Origin of the sequence: Salipiger mangrovisoli (assembly GCF_015223355.1) — a bacterium.
Lineage (GTDB): Bacteria > Pseudomonadota > Alphaproteobacteria > Rhodobacterales > Rhodobacteraceae > Salipiger > Salipiger mangrovisoli.
The window spans coordinates 163,807-179,377 of the sequence record NZ_JADFFK010000002.1 but is presented as its reverse complement, the minus strand read 5'-3'; the positions used below and the strand labels follow the sequence as shown (position 1 = coordinate 179,377).

Genomic DNA, 15,571 nt, shown 5'->3' with positions numbered 1-15,571 from the left:
CCAAGCTCCGGTTCCGTTTATGTCCAAACCCGCCCCCCTCCCCGTTCGACCTGCCGCCGCTGCCGCGTTCTTCCCAGAGGGTCGGCGCCCCCATGCCTGAGCTCGCGCACGCCCCCATGCCCTACCGCCCCGACATCGACGGGCTGCGCGCCATCGCCGTGCTGTCGGTGGTGCTCTACCACTTCGGCCTGCCCTGGCTCGGCGGCGGCTTCACCGGCGTCGACGTGTTCTTTGTCATCTCGGGGTTCCTGATTGGTGGCATCCTCTGGCGCGAGTATGACGCCGAGGGACGCATCCGCCTCGGCGCCTTCTACCTGCGCCGGTTCCGGCGTCTCGCCCCGGCCTTCTTCACCATGGCATTGGCCACCGCGGCGCTGAGCGCGGCGCTGCTGCTGCCCTTCGAGTTCCGCGAATTCGGCAAGTCGCTGATCGCCGCCACGGTCTACCTGTCGAACGTCCTGTTCTTCCGGCAGGCGGGATATTTCGACAGCGGAGCCGAGACGAAGCCCTTGCTGCACACCTGGTCGCTGGCGGTCGAAGAGCAGTTCTACATCTTCCTGCCGCTGCTGATCCTGGCGCTTGCGCGCAACCGGACGGTGCTGCTGATGGCGCTGGTGACGATCTGGGCCGCCTCGCTCGGTGCCTCGATTCTTGCCACGCCCAGCCAGCCCGGCGCGGCCTTCTATCTCTTCCCCTTCCGCGCCTGGGAACTGCTGACGGGCGTGCTTCTTGCGATCTGGGGGCTCGAGACCGGCCGCGTCTGGCGCGGTCACCCGGCCCTCAGCTGGGCAGGTCTGGCACTTGTGCTGGGGGCCGCGCTGCTGATCCCGGCGGGGCCGATGTTCCCCGGCGTGCTGGCGCTCGCGCCGGTGCTCGGCGCGGTGCTGCTGATCGCCAGCGGCACCGGCGACAGCCCGGTGAACCGGGCGCTGTCGCATCCCGCCGCGCTGTTCTTCGGGCGCATCTCCTATTCGCTCTACCTCTGGCACTGGCCGGTGGTGACGCTCTCGCTCTACCTGCGCGGCGCCTATTCCAGCCCGCTCGAGGCGTCGTGCTGGATGGCGCTTGCGGTGGCGCTGGCCTGGCTTTCATGGCGCTATGTCGAGATGCCGATGCGCCGCGCCCGCCTGTCCGGCGTCGTGCTTCTCACCGGCACCGCGCTGGCCTCCGGTGCGACGCTGGCCCTCGGCGCCTGGCTCTACCTCGGCGACGGGCTGGCGGATCGTTTCGATGCCTCGGTGCGCCCGCATATCGCCGCCTCGGCGGACTTCCTGCAGGACTGGAGCCGCTGCACCACCCCGGCAAGCGGCCCGCTCATGGGGATCGAGACCTGCCCGATCGGCCCCGAGGGCACGCCGCAGGTGCTGGTCTGGGGTGACAGCCACGTCCGCGCCTTCAAGGAGGGGCTCGACCTTGCCGCCCAGGACGCCGGCGTGCCGGCGCTGATCATCTGGCGCGCCGGGTGCCCTCCGCTCTTCGGCCTGCGCAAGACCGAAAGCGCCGCCAAGCCCGCGCAGGACCGCGCCTGCGCCCAGGCCAACCTGCAAATCCGCCAGGCCCTTCCCGAGCTGCCCGAGCTTCAGCGCATCGCGCTGATCGGGCGCTGGACCTATTACGCCCAGGGATCAGGCATCGGCCTGGATGCGGGCAACACGATCACCCTCTTTCCCGCCGACGCGCCGACCCCGGCCGAAGCGCCGCAATCGCACATCCTCGCCGAGGCGGTGCGCACCACCGTCGCCGAGTTGCGCCGAGAGGTGCCGCAGGTCATCGCGCTGCGCCAGCCGCCCGAGATCCCGCTCTATGACAGCCGCGTCGCCGCGCGCGAGGCGGCCCATGCCGGCTGGCCGCTGGCCCCCCACCCCGTCACCGATCCCGACGTGCCGATCAGCGCGCTGGCGCAGCGCGTGGCCGAGGCCGAGGCCCCCTGGCGCGCGCTCGCGGCCAGGGACGAGATCGCCTTCATCGACAGCTGGCCGCGCTTTTGCGATGCCGAGACCTGCCACGCGCTGCAGGACGGTGCGGGCTGGTACTTCGACAACAACCATGTCACCAACACCGCCGCCCTCGGCCTGCGCGATCTTTTCGCCCCGGTCTTCGGCACCAGGGTCGCCGGCCTGTGAGCCCTCCGCTGACCGAAACCCGCTGGGACGTCATCGTCATCGGCACCGGCATCGGCGGTGGCACGCTTGGCCGGGCGCTGGCCGAGGCCGGCAGGAAGGTGCTGTTCATCGAACGCGGCCCCGCCGGGCAGCGCGCCGCGCGCAATGGCCTGTCCGAGGTCTTTGTCCCCGAGGCGCGACTGGCCCGAGGACTCTGGCCCGAGCCGTTGCATGCGCGGGTGAACGGGGTCGAATCGCGCTTCTTCGCCCCGCTGGGAGCCGGGCTGGGCGGTTCTTCGGTCTTCTACGCCGCCACGCTGGAGCGGCCCGAGCGGCACGATCTCGACGATCTTCCCGGCCTGCCGCACCCGGCAGGCGGCTGGCCGGTTGGTTTCGATGCCATGCGCCCCTGGTATGATCGCGCCAGCGCGCTCTATCGCCTGCATGGCAGCGCCGACCCGCTCTCTTCGGAGCCCGCGCCGATCCTGCGCCCGCCGCCGCCCTTCACCGCCACCGAAACGGGACTGATGCGCGCGATGCAGGCCGGCGGCCTGCACCCCTATTACGCTCACACCGCCATCGATCGCGGCGCCGACTGCCTGAATTGCCTCGGAACCAAGTGCCCGCGCCCATGCAAGATGGACGGACGTTCCGCCGGGGTGGAACCTGCGCTGGCGACCGGCAATGCCGCGCTGCTCGACCGGGCCGAGGTGACGCGGCTGATCGGCGGCGGCGACCGGGTCGAGGGGGTGGAGCTGCGCCTCGACGGCGCGACCCATGTGGTCCGGGCCGGGACCTACGTGCTGGCCGCGGGCGCGCTCAACTCGCCGCGCCTCCTGCTCGCCTCGGCCTGCGAGGCCTGGCCCGAGGGTGCGGCCAATGGCTCGGGACAGGTTGGTCGCAATCTGATGTTCCACCTCAACGAGATCTTCGCGCTCTGGCCGCCGCGCGGCACGTCCGACAGCGGCGCGACCAAGGCCATCGCGCTGCGCGACCTCTACCACGCGCAGGGCAGGCGCATGGGCATGGTGCAGGCCATGGGCATCCGCGCCTCTTACGGCGAGATCACCTTCTACCTCACCCAGATGCTGGCCCGGTCCCGCTTGCGCGCCGTGCCGGGGCTGGGCCAACTCAGCCGCCTGCCGGCCGCACTCGCCGCCAAAGTGCTCGGCCATGCGCAGATCTTCGTCGGCCTGCTCGAGGATCTGCCCTACCCCGAAAACCGCGTCACCCACGATCCCGCGCAGCCCCATCGCCTGTCGGTGGACTATCGGCTGCATCCCGAACTGCTGGAACGTCGCCGCGCCTTCCGCCGCGCGATCTTCCGCGCTTTCAAGGGGCAGCGCCGGCTCCTGCTCGGGCATGGCCCCGAGCTGAACTTCGGCCACCCCTCGGGCACGCTGCGCTTCGGCACCGATCCGGCGCGCTCGGTGCTGGACCCGGACTGCCGCGCCCATGGGCTGCGCAACCTGCGGGTGGCGGACGCCTCGTTCATGCCCAGCTCGATGGGGGTGAACCCGAGCCTGACCATCGCAGCCAATGCCCTGCGCGTGGCCGGATCGATCCTCGAGGAAGACAGATGACAAAGCTTACCCCCGCCGATGGCATCGCGGTGATCACCGGCGCAGGCTCGGGTCTCGGGCGGGCGATGAGCCTCGCGCTGACCCGACGCGGCTTCGCCGTGGCCGGACTTGGCCGCCGCCGAGCCGCCCTGGAAGAGACCCGCGCCATGAGCGCGCCCGGGCGCTTCCACCTCTACCCCACCGACATTGCCGCGCCGGCGGAGGTGGCCCGGACCTTTGCCCGCATCCGCGCCGAGCACGGGCGCATCGCGCTGCTGGTCAACAACGCCGCCGCCTATCCCCGCCGCGACATCCTCAACGAGAACGCCGAGAGCTTCATGGCAACCGTTGCCACCAACCTCGGCGGCACCGTGGCCTGCTGTCGCGCGGCGCTGGAGGACATGGTCGAGACCGGGCGCGGGCGGATCCTCAACGTCGCCACCTTCGCCGATCTTGCGCCGCTGCCCGCCTCGTCCGCCTATTCGGTGTCGAAAGGCGCCGCCCGCATCTTCACCCGTGCGCTGATCGCCGACCTGTCGGACCGCTTCCCCGATATCGTCATCACCGACTGGATGCCGGGAATGCTCCGCACGCAAATGGGCATCCCGGACGGGCTGCCGCCCGAGCAGGCGGCGCTCTGGGGCGTGGCGCTGGCGCTGGACGCCGATCCGGCGCTCACCGGCGCGACCTTCGAGATGGACCGGGAAATCCTGCCGCCGCGCGGCGGTCGGGACAGGCTCAAGGACCTGCTGCGGCTGCGCCGCCGCAGGCCGCGCCGCATTGTCCCCTAGGGGCGCAGCGTGAAGAAGCGCAAGAGCAGCGCCCGCATCGATTGGCCCGGCAGGATCGCTAAGCAGTGCAGGTAGCGCAGCCCCAGCCGCCGGGGGCTGTTGACCATGCGCCAGAGCCATTCCAGCGCCATCTTGCGCGCCCATTCCGGCGCGCGTTTCTGCGTCCCCGCGAAGAAATCCAAGCCGGCACCGATGCCCGCGAAACCCACCTTCGGCGCGAGCTTCCGACCCAATGCGCCGAATATCTCCTGCTTGGGCGCGCCAAGCGCCACGAAGCACAGCCCTGCCCCCGAGTCGGTGATCTCGTCGTAGACCGCGCGCGCCTCGGGCGCTTCGGGATCGAAGCCCATCGGCGGAGAGATCATCGTCACCACGCTCAGATCGCGCACTTCGCGTTCGAGATAGCTGCGCGCGCGTGACAGTGCCGCCGGGGTGCTGCCGACCAGCGCAACGCCGATGCCCTGCTTGGCCGCGATGCGCGCCAGCGGCAGGATCGCATCGGAGCCGGGGATCAGCTCCACCGGGCGGCCGGCCAGATGCGACAGCCAGACGATGGGATTGCCATCCGCGACGACAAAATCCTGCGCCGCATAGGCCGCCCGGAAACGGGCCGAGCTGCGCAGTTTCACAAGGTGATCGAGGTTGATCGTGGCCAGAGCAAAACCCTGCCGCTGGGCGAGCCTTTCGGTCACCCGCGCCCGCAGTGCTGCCCACGTGGGCACGGTTATGGCAACACGCTGGCCGCCAATCCGAAATTCCATACGCGGATCCATCGGCGCGCGACATCCCTTCTTCGCCCCGTCGGCGACTGTGACCGATGCCCTTGCGCGATCCTAGCTGGCCAAGCCGATTTGCCTTTGACCGTGGCCGCCATGCCGCAGTTGCGAGACAAATGCACCGCAATCCGGTCAATGCGTCGAAGAGGCCTGCACATGGTCGAAATTCGGTCAAAGTTCTCTGGTTGGAGACGTTCCGAAGACGCCTCCGGTTTGCGCGTCCCGTCTTTGCCCGCCCCGCAGTTCAGGTAGTCCGATGATCGCCCTCCGCCTTCCCCGCTCCGCGCGCCGCATCGGCGCGTCTCATTGCGCGGAGAGCGCCAGGTGACCGAGACGATCGCCCTGCTCGGCTGCGGCTTCGTTGCCGATCTCTACCTCCGGTCGCTTCAGGCCATGCCCGGCATCTCGGTGCATTCGGTGCACGACCGCGACATGGACCGCCTGTCGCGTTTCTGCGCGCATTGGCAGCTGCGCGCAGAACCGGAACTCGGGGCCTTTCTTGGCGGCCTGCCCAAGGGCTGCGTCGTGCTCAACCTGACCAACCCTGCCGCGCACTACACGCTGAACAAGGCGCTGCTCGAGGCCGGCCATCACGTCTACTGCGAAAAGCCGCTCGCCCTGGATCTGGGGCAGGCGAAAGAGCTCTGCGCGCTGGCGGCGGCGCGGGGGCTGTTGCTGGCGTCCGCGCCCTGCTCGGTGCTGGGAGAGGCAGCGCAGACGCTCGGCCACGCGCTGCGCAGCGGCACCGCCGGCCCTCCCCGCGCGATCTACGCCGAGTTGGACGACGGGTTCATTCCGCAGGCGCCCTATGCCAAGTGGCACAGCGAAAGCGGCGCACCCTGGCCGCATGAGGACGAATTCCGCACCGGCTGCACGCTGGAGCATGCGGGCTATTATCTCACCTGGCTGATTTCCTGGTTCGGGACGGTCCGCAAGGTCGTTGCCGCCTCGGCCGAGGTGCTGCCCGACAAGGCCGGTCTGGGAGGTGTCGCCCCCGATCTCTCGGTCGCCACGCTGTTCTTCGAAAACGGCCCCGTCACCCGGCTGACCTGCTCGATCGTCGCCAGCCATGGCCACGGCATCCGCATCTTCGGCGACCGGGGCGTTCTGAGCTGCGACGCCTCCTGGGACAATGCCGCCAAGGTCCGCTTCGCCCAGCGCCGCGCGCTGCGGCGGCGGCTGGTGGAAAATCCCTTCCCGCGCCGCATCCGCCTGCCGCAGCCGACCCATCCAAAGGTGAAACGCTGGGGTGCGGCTGCGATGAACTTCATGCTCGGCCCGGCCGAGATGCTCGACGCGCTGCGCGAGAACCGCCCCTGCCGTTTGTCGGCCGAGTTCGCCCTGCACCTGACCGAGGTCACCCTCGCGATCCAGAACGCGGGCGAGGACGCGGGTGCACAGGTCATGACAACCCGCTGCGCCCCGATGGAGCCGATGCCATGGGCGAAGTGACTGCCGCCGTGGGGGGCGAAGTTACCGGCGCGCCCCGCATCCTGCTGACCGGGGCCAATGGCTTCGTCGGACAGGCGGTTCTGGCCGAGGCACGCGCGCAGGCAATCCAGATCGTCGCCGTCAGCCGCTCGACCGCGCCGGGCAAGCTCCGCCAGATCAAGGGGGTAACCTGGATCGAGGCCGACCTGTCCGATCCCGCGAATATCCCCGTGCTGCGCGAGGCCGCGCGGGGCTGCTCCGCCGCGATCCACGCCGCCGCCCATCTTGGCAGCGACGAGGGCGCGGTCAGCGCCGCGACCATCGATGGCACCCGCCACCTGCTGGCCGCGCTCGACGGGCTGCCTCTTCACCTCGTGCTGGTCAGTTCAATCGCCGTCTACGACACCGCGCGCCTGCCCACCGGCAGCGAGATCAGCGAGTCGACCCCGCTCGAAACCCCCGCCACCGCCCGCGACCCCTATGTCGCCGGCAAGCTGCGGCAGGAGGAGCTCTGCCGCGCGTCTGGCCTGCCGCTGTGGATCCTGCGCCCCGGCGCGATCTTCGGCGAGGGCCGCACGTGGAACGCCCATCTCGGCCCGGCGTTCGGGCCGGTGCTGATCCGCGTCGGGATGAAGGGCGAGCTGCCGCTCGCCCATGTCGGCCACGTCGCCAAGCGCCTGCTGCAGGCCGCCCTGCGCCGCCCGGCGCGGATGCGCGTGGTCAACGTCGTCGATCCAGACCGCCCCGACCGCACCCGGTTCCTGCGCGCCCATGCCGCCTCGGGCTGGCCGAAGCTGGTGCTGCCCCTGCCCTGGCCGCTGTGGATGCTCGCGGCGCGGCTGCTGGCACCGCTCGGCCTGCGCCTGCCCGGCCTGCTGCGGGTGCCGACGCTCAAGGCGCGGATGATGCCGCTGCGCTATTCCGACAAGGGCCTTCTGGCAGCGCTCGGTCCGCTGCCGCAGGACCGTTTCGGCGCGCTGATGGCGCAGGCGCTGCGGGAGGGCACGGAATGAGCCTGCCGAAGCTGGCCTATCTCACCGGCGAATATCCCCGCGCCTCGGACACCTTCATCCAGCGCGAGGTCGCCGCGCTCCGCGATCTCGGCCATGAGGTTCTGACCTGCTCGATCCGCACCACCGGGGCCGAGCATCTTGTCGGCCCCGAGCAGCGCGAGGAGCACGCCCGCACCTTTCGGGTGCTCGCCGACTGCCGGTCGCCCCTGCGCCTGCTCCGTGCCCATTCCCGCTGGCTGCGCCGCCCCGCCCGCTACCTGCGTGCCCTGGCACTCGCCTGGCAAAGCGCCCCGAAAGGGCTGAAGGGCCGCGCCTACAACCTCATCTACTTCGCCGAGGCCGGGGTGCTGGCCGACCACCTTGCCCGGCAGGGTGTCCAGCACCTGCACAACCACATCGCCAAGGCCTCCTGCACCGTCGCCATGCTGGCTTCGGAGCTCTCGGGCATCCCTTACAGTTTCACCATCCATGGCCCCGACATCTTCTTCGAGCCGCATCACTGGCGCATCGACGAGAAGACCCGCCGTGCCCGCTTCGTCGCCTGCATCAGCGCCTTCTGCCGCGCGCAGCTGATGTGCTTTGCAGATCGCGCCGACTGGCAGAGGCTGCACATCGTGCATTGCGGCATCACCCCGGAGCGTTACGCCCCCGCGCGCCACGGCGGCCAGACCCTGCTCTTTGTCGGCCGCCTCGCGGCGGTGAAGGGCGTGCCGGTGCTGCTGCGGGCGCTGGCCGATCTCGCCCCCCGCCACCCGGAGTTGCGCCTGCGCCTCATCGGCGATGGACCCGAACGCATCGCGCTCGAGACCCTGGCGCAGGAACTGGGCCTCGGCGAGCGCACCGAATTCCTCGGCTACCGCGGGCAAGCCGAGGTCGCCGAGGCGGTGAGCCATGCCGATGTCTTCGTGCTGCCGAGCTTTGCCGAGGGCGTGCCCGTGGTGCTGATGGAGGCGATGGCGGCGCAGGTGCCCGTGGTCACCACCCGCATCGCCGGGGTGCCGGAGCTGGTCGAAGACGGCACCAGCGGCCTGCTGGTGCCTCCGGGCGAGACCGGGGCGCTGGCAGAGGCGCTGGAGGCGCTGATCGCCGCCCCGGAAAGACGCCGCGCCATGGGAGCCGCCGGGCGCACCAAGGTCGCAGAGGAGTTCGACGTGCGCACCGAGGCGGCGAAGCTCTCCGCCCTCTTCACCCAAGCTCCGGAGGCAGGCGCATGACGCCCGTCGACGTCGTGCTCATCGGCCGCAACGAAGGCGCGCGGCTGGTCGCCGCCCTGGCCTCGGTCGCGGGACAGGCACGGCAGCTGGTCTATGTCGACAGCGGCTCGTCCGACGACAGCCTCGCCGCGGCACGCCGGGCCGGGGCGCGGGTGATCGAGCTGGATCTCTCCACCCCCTTCACCGCCGCCCGCGCCCGCAACGCCGGGTACGCGGGGCTCGACGATCCGCAATTCGTGCAGTTTATCGACGGCGACTGCGCGCTGGTGCCCGGCTGGATCGAGGCCGCGCGGGCGCATCTCGAAACCCGCCCCGCAACTGCCGTGGTCACCGGCTGGCGCTCCGAAATCCACCGCGACGCCAGCCTCTACAACCAGCTGTGCGACTTTGAATGGCACCGCCCTGCCGGGGTGATCCTTGCCTGCGGCGGCGACATGATGGTGCGCGCCGAAGCCTTCGCCGCTGTCGGGGGCTTCGATCCCACGGTCATTGCCGCCGAGGACGACGAATTCTGCACCCGCCTGCGCAAGGCCGGCTGGACGCTCGAACGGCTGCCGCGCGAGATGACCCGCCACGATGCGGCCATGCTGCGCTTCGGCCAATGGTGGCGGCGCGCTCTGCGCACCGGCCACGGCTTCGCGCAGGTCGGCCATCTGCATCCCGAGTATTTCGAAACCGAACGCAAGCGCGCGCTGGCCTACGGGCTGGCGCTGCCGCTGCTGATCCTGCTCGGCGCGCTGCTGTTCTGGCCGCTCGCGCTGGTGGCGCTCGCCGCCTATCCGATCAACTGGATCCGCACCGCCCAGGGACTGCGCCGCGAGGGACTCCCCGCCCCCGAGGCGCACCGCCACGCGCTGCTGCTCACCCTGTCCAAGTTTCCCAACCTCATCGGCATGGCCACCTATCACTGGCGCCGGCTGAGGCAGGCGCCCATGCGTCTGATCGAGTACAAGTAAGGAGCCCTCCATGCCGCAACCCATCCGCGTGGGCCTGATCGGGGCCGGCTATATCGCCAGCTGGCACGGCGACGCGCTGAAGGCGTGCCCGGACGCGCAGGTCACCGCCGTCTGCGACCTCTCTGAGCCTGCCGCCGAGGGGCTGGCCATGGCCTATGGTGCGGTGCCCTTCACCTCGACCCAGGCGCTGATCACCAGCGGTGCCTGCGACGCGGTGCACATCCTCACCCCGCCGCAGCTGCACGCGGGGCTGGCGCGGCAATGCCTGAACGCGGGGTTGCACGTGCTGGTGGAAAAGCCGGTCGCGGTGAGCCTCGAGGAAACCCGCGCCATCACCGAAGCGGCGCAAGCGGCGGGCCGGCGCTTCCATCCCGGACACAATTTCCTCGGCCTGCCCTCCTATCTTCGCATGAAGGAAGCGCTGAAGGCGGGCGAATATGGCCGCGTCTCGCAGGCCGAGATCAGCTGGGCGCTGCCGCTCGCGCCGCTGCGCTCGGGGCCGTTCGGCCTGTGGCTGCTGCGCGAGCCCAAGAACCTGCTGCTGGAGCTGGGGCCGCACCCCTTTGCCTTCGCCGTCGACCTCTTCGGACCGCTCGACATCCTGCATGCCGAGGAGACCAAGCCCATCGCCCTGCCCGGCGACGACCTCCGGCCGCAGGGGTTCCGCATCCTCGCCCGTGCCGGCGGGACAGAGATCACCTTCCACCTGTCGATGGTCGAGACGGTGGACGACCGGTCGGTCACCCTGCGCGGCTCCTCGGGACGTGCGCGGCTCGACTATGCCGCAGATACGCTGGTGGTGGACCGCGAGAACGCCTCGGATCTCATCGTGAACCCGCTGCGGCGGCAGCTTGACCTTGGCTGGCAGCATCTGCGCGAGGGACTGCGCAATGCCGCCGTGCAAAGCGCCTCGCTGAACCAGAAAGGCCCCTATGCGCAGAGCTTCCGCGGCATGATGGCGGCCGTCTACGGTCCGCTTGCCAATGGCCAGCCGCAGGACAGCCGGTTCAGCGCCGAGAGCGCGCTCACGGTGATGCAGGCGCTCGAGGACGCCATCGCCAAGCTGCCCCCCGCGGCGCTGGCGGTGACTGCGCCCGCCGTGCAGACCCGGAAGCCCAAGCCCACCGCCATGGTGATCGGCGGCACCGGCTTCATCGGCCGCGCCCTGACCCGCAAGCTTGTGGCCGAGGGGCAGGACGTGCGCGTGCTGTCGCGCGGGCAGCATGGCCCCTTCCCCGACCTGCCGGACCGGATCGAGACCGCCGCCGTCTCGCTGCACGATCTGGACGCGCTGACGCAGGCGATGCAGGGCATCGACGTGGTCTACAACCTTGCCCGCTCGCTCGAGACCAGCTGGGCGGACGCGCTGGTCAACGACGTCGGCGTCTCCACCCGCATCGCCATGGCTTGCGAGGCGGCGGGGGTAAAGCGGCTGGTCTACACCGGCACCATCGCCAGCTACGACATGTCCGACCCGCAGACACAGATCACCGAGGAAACCCGCTTCCCCGAGGACATGACGGACCGCAACCTCTACGCCCGCTCCAAGGCCGAATGCGAGCGCCAGCTGATGAAGCTGCACGCCGAGCGCGGCCTGCCGGTGACCATTGCCCGCCCCGGCATCGTCGTCGGTGCCGGCGGTCCGCTTCAGCATTGGGGCATCGGGCGCTGGCACGGTGCCGGCGCGGTGCGCATCTGGGGTTCGGGGCGGAACATACTGCCCTTCGTGCTGATCGACGACGTGGCCGACGGGTTGATCCGCATGGCGCAGAACCCGGCCGCACTGGGCGAGAGCTTCAACCTCGTGGGCGAGCCGATGCTCACCGCCCGCGGCTATTTCGACGCGATCGCCGAAAGGCTCGGCGCGCGGCTGCGCGTCAGCTCGGGCAATCTCACCGTCTTCTACGCCAGCGACGCGGTGAAATACGCTCTGAAAACACATGCCCTGCGCAAGAAGGGCCTCGTGCGGCCCTCGCTCGCCGACTGGCAGAGCCGCGCGCATCTGTCGCCCTTCGTGAACGACAAGCCCAAGGCCGTGCTTGGCTGGCAGCCCGAGAGCGATCGCGCACGGTTCATCGAAAGCGCCATAGGCTCGGCGAATCTCTTCGGGTTCTGACAGGGGGCGCGGCCAGAACGGCCGCCACGCCGGCAGGTTGGCTTCCGGAAATCGTGAACAATCCCCCAAATTCGACCTTATTCTTGACCGAATCTCGTGGTGATCTGGCGCTCAAGGTAACGATTGCATCTGGATGCGCGGAACAGCCGAGGTCCCGCGCGACACCCCCGCAGACAGGCGGTATCTTCAAGCTGTCCGCTGCCGAAGGGCCTCGTGCGGACTTGGTTTTGGGGACGGCAGCCGCCCTCGGGGTGCGGAGAGACGAGTATGGTAGAACGCCGAAAATTCCACCGCCGGAAGCGCGCGGACGAGACGCCGGAAGATCCGCCGATCTACCCGCTCGAGCGCCGCGAGGACCGGCTTGCCCGGCGCGAGGCCGACCGCGAGGCACAGGAGGCCCGCGTCGCCGAGCAGCTTCGGGCCGGACAGCAGCGCGCAGAGAGGCAGGCCACGCGCCAACAGGTCGTCGCCGACATGCCTTGTGCCGTTGCGCCGCAGCCCGCGCCGGAGCAGGTCATCCCGCCCGCGGAGAGCGTGCCCGCCTTCCGTCGCCCGATCACCCATCGCACCGCGCCCCAGGCAGAAGCGCTCTGGGACCGCCTGCCGGTCTTTCCCATCGACACGGGCCACCTCGAGCGCAACCGCATCATCACCGCCAGCCGCGACGACCCGGCGCATGCCGCCTTCGACGTGCTGCGCACCCGGCTGACCCAGGCGCTGGCCGAGAACGGCTGGAGCCGCGTCGGCATCACGTCGCCCAGCAAGGGCTGCGGCAAGACCTTCACCGCGGCCAACCTCGCGATTTCGCTGTCCCGGCAAGAGGGTCTGCGGGCGCTGCTGATGGACCTAGATTTGCGCAATCCCTCGCTGCACAAGGTGTTGGGCGTGCAACGCCCCGGCGCGATGGGCGCGCTGCTCCGCGGTGCGGTTGCGCCCGAAGGGCACCTGCTGCGCATGGGTGAAAACCGCATCCATGCCGGGCACAAGGTCGCTTTCGGCTTCAACGAGGTGGTCGAACCCTATGCCGCCGAACTGCTCAACGCTCCGGCCACCGCAGAGGTGATCACCTCGATCGAGGCGCGGCTGCAACCGGACGTGATGCTCTTCGACCTGCCCCCGGCGCTCTACTACGACGACGTGCTGGCCTTCCGGCCGCAGATCGATGGCGTTCTGCTGGTGGTTGGCGGCGGTATCACGACCGAGCGCGAAATTCGCGAGGTCCAGCGGCGTCTCGGCACAAGCACCCCGCTGCTCGGCATGGTGCTGAACAAGGCCGAAGGCACGGATCTGAAAAAGTACCAGTACTAGCGCGCGCAACGCCGCAGCCCCGGCCGCGGCCGGGAAACCGCAGAATGACAAAGCGCCGGCCCGTGGGAACGAGCCGGCGCTTCTGCCTGCGACGCGCCTCGGGCAGGACCGGGATCAGGCACCCACCCGCGGCAGCAAGCGCTCGATCAGCGGCAGCCGGTCGCCCAGCAGACGCATCAGTCCAAAGGCCAGCGCGGCCAATGCCAGCAGCAGCGCGGCAACGCCGAGCCTGCGGCCGCGGCGGCTGCGGCGGGCCTTCACCGGCGGGATCGAAACAACCGGCTGCACGCCCAGGATACGCTCCATCTGGGCCGCGCTGCGCAGCGCCGGGTTCATGAGCTCGGCGGCGAAGGCGGTCATCAGCCCGGCGATCAGGCTCGCCGCCGCCCCGACGGCCACCAGTTTGCGGCGGCTCTGCGACGAGGACATCTCGGGCACCAGCGCCGTTTCCAGCACCTCGAAACGGTCCGACTGCTGCCGGTCCTCAAGCATCTGGCCCATTTCGGCGTCTGCCTTGCGGCGCGTGATCACGCTGTACTGATCCTGAAGTTGCGTGCGCTCGCGTTCCAGACTGCTGAGTTCGCGCTCGACCTCGGGCGCGCGGCGGATGGTGTCCTCCAGATCCTCGATGCGCTGCGCGATCAGTTGCTTCTGCTCCTGGAGCAGCGCCAGCTGACGCATCTGCACGTCCTCGCGCTGGCGGGCCGAATTGGCCTGCAACGCCACGATGTCGCGGTCGAGTTCGAGCTTGTTGTCCTCCAGCGTCACGATCTGGTCGCGCATCGCCCCCAGCCCGGCCGGCAGAGCCTCGGAGTTCTGCTGCTTGAAGCTGGCGATCTTGGCATCCATCGCCTCGATCTCTGTCTCCACCCGCGCGTCCTCTGCCTCGAAGAACGACAGCGCGTCACGGGCGCGTGTCTCGCTCCGGCTGCGCGACAGCTCGATCACCGAATGCATCAGCTCGTTGGCGACATCCGCCGCTTTCTGCGGATCGTCCAGACGCACCGTGATCATCAACCCCGACGGCGTCACCTGCGGCGCGTAGACCGCCGCATTGGCGCGGATCTCCTGGATCGAAGCCGCCTCGCGCATCTGGAAGACACGCTGGTTCATCGGCATCGCGGGATCGCTCATGAACAGCTGGTGCTCGCGCATGATGCGCACGAGGTTGTCGCGAGACATGATGCGCTGCTCGAGCAGCTGCACGCGGCGTGACGCATCCTCCGCCGCGCTTGTCGGGCTGGTGGGATTGGGCGCGACCTGCGCTTCCTCGATCTGTACCACCGCCGTCGCCTCGTAGAGCTTGGGTTGGTTCAGCGCGAAGAAGACGGAAATCCCCGTACCCATCACGAAGATCATGAAAATCAGCCCGAAGCGGCGGCGCAATGCGGAGAGCACTTCGGAAAACGTCTGGAACTGGTTCAAAACTATACTCCCGCAAAGGCCCCCAATGCGTTCGGAAAGCGACGCACCCACTCCGACCAATTTGGGGTTGGGACCGGAAAAGACGCGCCGCTTTCATGTCAAAATGTAACTTACGCGCCCAGTTTATGCCATGTTTATACGGCGACTTTTAGGAAACAATTCGTGTCCGGAACGCGGATCGAGAACACATAAATGTCATAAACTGAGGTATTTTCGCGCATCAGGCGTGAGGAAGGGCGCAGATGGACAGGATGAGGTCAAATTCGGCGACCTGCAGCATCGGAAATTGCGCCCCCCGTCCCGGCCCAATTTCCGCCACCATTCGCAATCCACCTTGCGGCAGAAAAGATTCCATCGCTTCGAAACCAAAAAGCGTTCCGGTGAGCGGGTACTGCGCCTTGTAGGCCGCCTCCTTCGCGCTGAAGATTCGCAGCGCTGCCCGTGAAAAAGGAAGCGGCGACAGCCGCGTCAGTTCCGGCATCGTGGTGATGGCCGGGATCAGCTCGGAGGCCATCGGCCGGTCGACTTCCAGATCGATGCCGAGCCCGCGCCAGTGGCGGCCATGCGCGGCCATCGCCAGGCACAGCCCGGCGGTGTGGGTGATGCTGGCCACCACGCCCTCGGGCCAGACCGGCGCGCGGTCCTCCGCCTTGGGGATCGCCCTGTCCGACAGACCAAGCTGGCGCAGTGCCGCCCGCGCCGCGAGGCGCCCGCCGGCAAATTCGGCCCGCCGCTTCGGCACGGCACCGGCAATCGCGTCGCGTTCCTCGGGGAAGAGTTCGGACAGGTCCGCGACCGGCTCGGATACCGCCCAGACAACGCCTTCGGGCAGGGGCGCCGCGCGCAGCAGGTCGCAAAGCTCTTCGGGCCGCGCCAT

General features: G+C 69.4%; 12 protein-coding genes. 9 read left to right on the top strand and 3 right to left on the bottom strand.

All coding sequences use genetic code 11. From position 1 onward, the window contains the following. Positions 1 to 92: 92 nt before the first annotated feature. From IQ782_RS04225 to IQ782_RS04215, 3 genes are read left to right on the top strand one after another with little or no spacing between them, the layout of a single operon-like run. Complete coding sequence (locus IQ782_RS04225) at positions 93 to 2,123, top strand: acyltransferase family protein (RefSeq protein ID WP_194133370.1); 2,031 nt, start codon at positions 93 to 95, stop codon at positions 2,121 to 2,123. After that, on the top strand, positions 2,120 to 3,685 hold the full coding sequence (locus IQ782_RS04220; RefSeq protein ID WP_194133369.1) for a GMC oxidoreductase: 1,566 nt from the start codon (positions 2,120 to 2,122) through the stop codon (positions 3,683 to 3,685). The genes IQ782_RS04225 and IQ782_RS04220 overlap by 4 nt, the downstream gene beginning before the upstream one ends. Then, a complete protein-coding gene (locus tag IQ782_RS04215) occupies positions 3,682 to 4,455 on the top strand; it encodes an SDR family oxidoreductase (protein WP_194133368.1) in 774 nt (257 codons plus the stop codon). The genes IQ782_RS04220 and IQ782_RS04215 overlap by 4 nt, the downstream gene beginning before the upstream one ends. On the opposite strand, the gene IQ782_RS04210 is transcribed toward IQ782_RS04215, so the two are convergent. Continuing rightward, entirely contained in the window at positions 4,452 to 5,216 is a 765-nt protein-coding gene (locus IQ782_RS04210; RefSeq protein WP_194133367.1) for a WecB/TagA/CpsF family glycosyltransferase, read from the bottom strand. The genes IQ782_RS04215 and IQ782_RS04210 overlap by 4 nt on opposite strands. A gap of 339 nt (positions 5,217 to 5,555) precedes the next feature. On the opposite strand from IQ782_RS04210, the gene IQ782_RS04205 reads away from it, so the two are divergent. The 6 genes from IQ782_RS04205 (at position 5,556) to IQ782_RS04180 (ending at position 13,269) form a co-directional block, all read left to right on the top strand. Continuing rightward, complete coding sequence (locus tag IQ782_RS04205) at positions 5,556 to 6,683, top strand: Gfo/Idh/MocA family oxidoreductase (protein WP_194133366.1); 1,128 nt, start codon at positions 5,556 to 5,558, stop codon at positions 6,681 to 6,683. Continuing rightward, complete coding sequence (locus IQ782_RS04200; RefSeq protein ID WP_194133365.1) at positions 6,671 to 7,675, top strand: NAD-dependent epimerase/dehydratase family protein; 1,005 nt, start codon at positions 6,671 to 6,673, stop codon at positions 7,673 to 7,675. The genes IQ782_RS04205 and IQ782_RS04200 overlap by 13 nt, the downstream gene beginning before the upstream one ends. Then, on the top strand, positions 7,672 to 8,889 hold the full coding sequence (locus tag IQ782_RS04195; RefSeq protein WP_194133364.1) for a glycosyltransferase: 1,218 nt from the start codon (positions 7,672 to 7,674) through the stop codon (positions 8,887 to 8,889). The genes IQ782_RS04200 and IQ782_RS04195 overlap by 4 nt, the downstream gene beginning before the upstream one ends. Further along, positions 8,886 to 9,845 (top strand): glycosyltransferase family 2 protein, encoded by a 960-nt coding sequence (locus IQ782_RS04190; protein ID WP_194133363.1) that lies wholly within the window; start codon positions 8,886 to 8,888, stop codon positions 9,843 to 9,845. The genes IQ782_RS04195 and IQ782_RS04190 overlap by 4 nt, the downstream gene beginning before the upstream one ends. Before the next feature lie 10 nt (positions 9,846 to 9,855). Beyond that, the gene (locus IQ782_RS04185) at positions 9,856 to 11,961 is read left to right on the top strand and encodes an NAD-dependent epimerase/dehydratase family protein (RefSeq protein WP_194133362.1); all 2,106 of its coding nucleotides are present in this window, start codon (positions 9,856 to 9,858) and stop codon (positions 11,959 to 11,961) included. A gap of 267 nt (positions 11,962 to 12,228) precedes the next feature. Further along, on the top strand, positions 12,229 to 13,269 hold the full coding sequence (locus tag IQ782_RS04180; protein ID WP_194133361.1) for a CpsD/CapB family tyrosine-protein kinase: 1,041 nt from the start codon (positions 12,229 to 12,231) through the stop codon (positions 13,267 to 13,269). A gap of 114 nt (positions 13,270 to 13,383) precedes the next feature. Here IQ782_RS04180 and IQ782_RS04175 read toward each other — a convergent pair whose 3' ends face one another. Together IQ782_RS04175 and IQ782_RS04170 are read right to left on the bottom strand one after the other, a co-directional pair. Further along, on the bottom strand, positions 13,384 to 14,694 hold the full coding sequence (locus tag IQ782_RS04175) for a GumC family protein (protein WP_194133360.1): 1,311 nt from the start codon (positions 14,692 to 14,694) through the stop codon (positions 13,384 to 13,386). A 220-nt stretch (positions 14,695 to 14,914) separates the two neighbouring features. Next, the gene (locus tag IQ782_RS04170; protein ID WP_194133359.1) at positions 14,915 to 15,571 is read right to left on the bottom strand and encodes a 4'-phosphopantetheinyl transferase family protein; all 657 of its coding nucleotides are present in this window, start codon (positions 15,569 to 15,571) and stop codon (positions 14,915 to 14,917) included.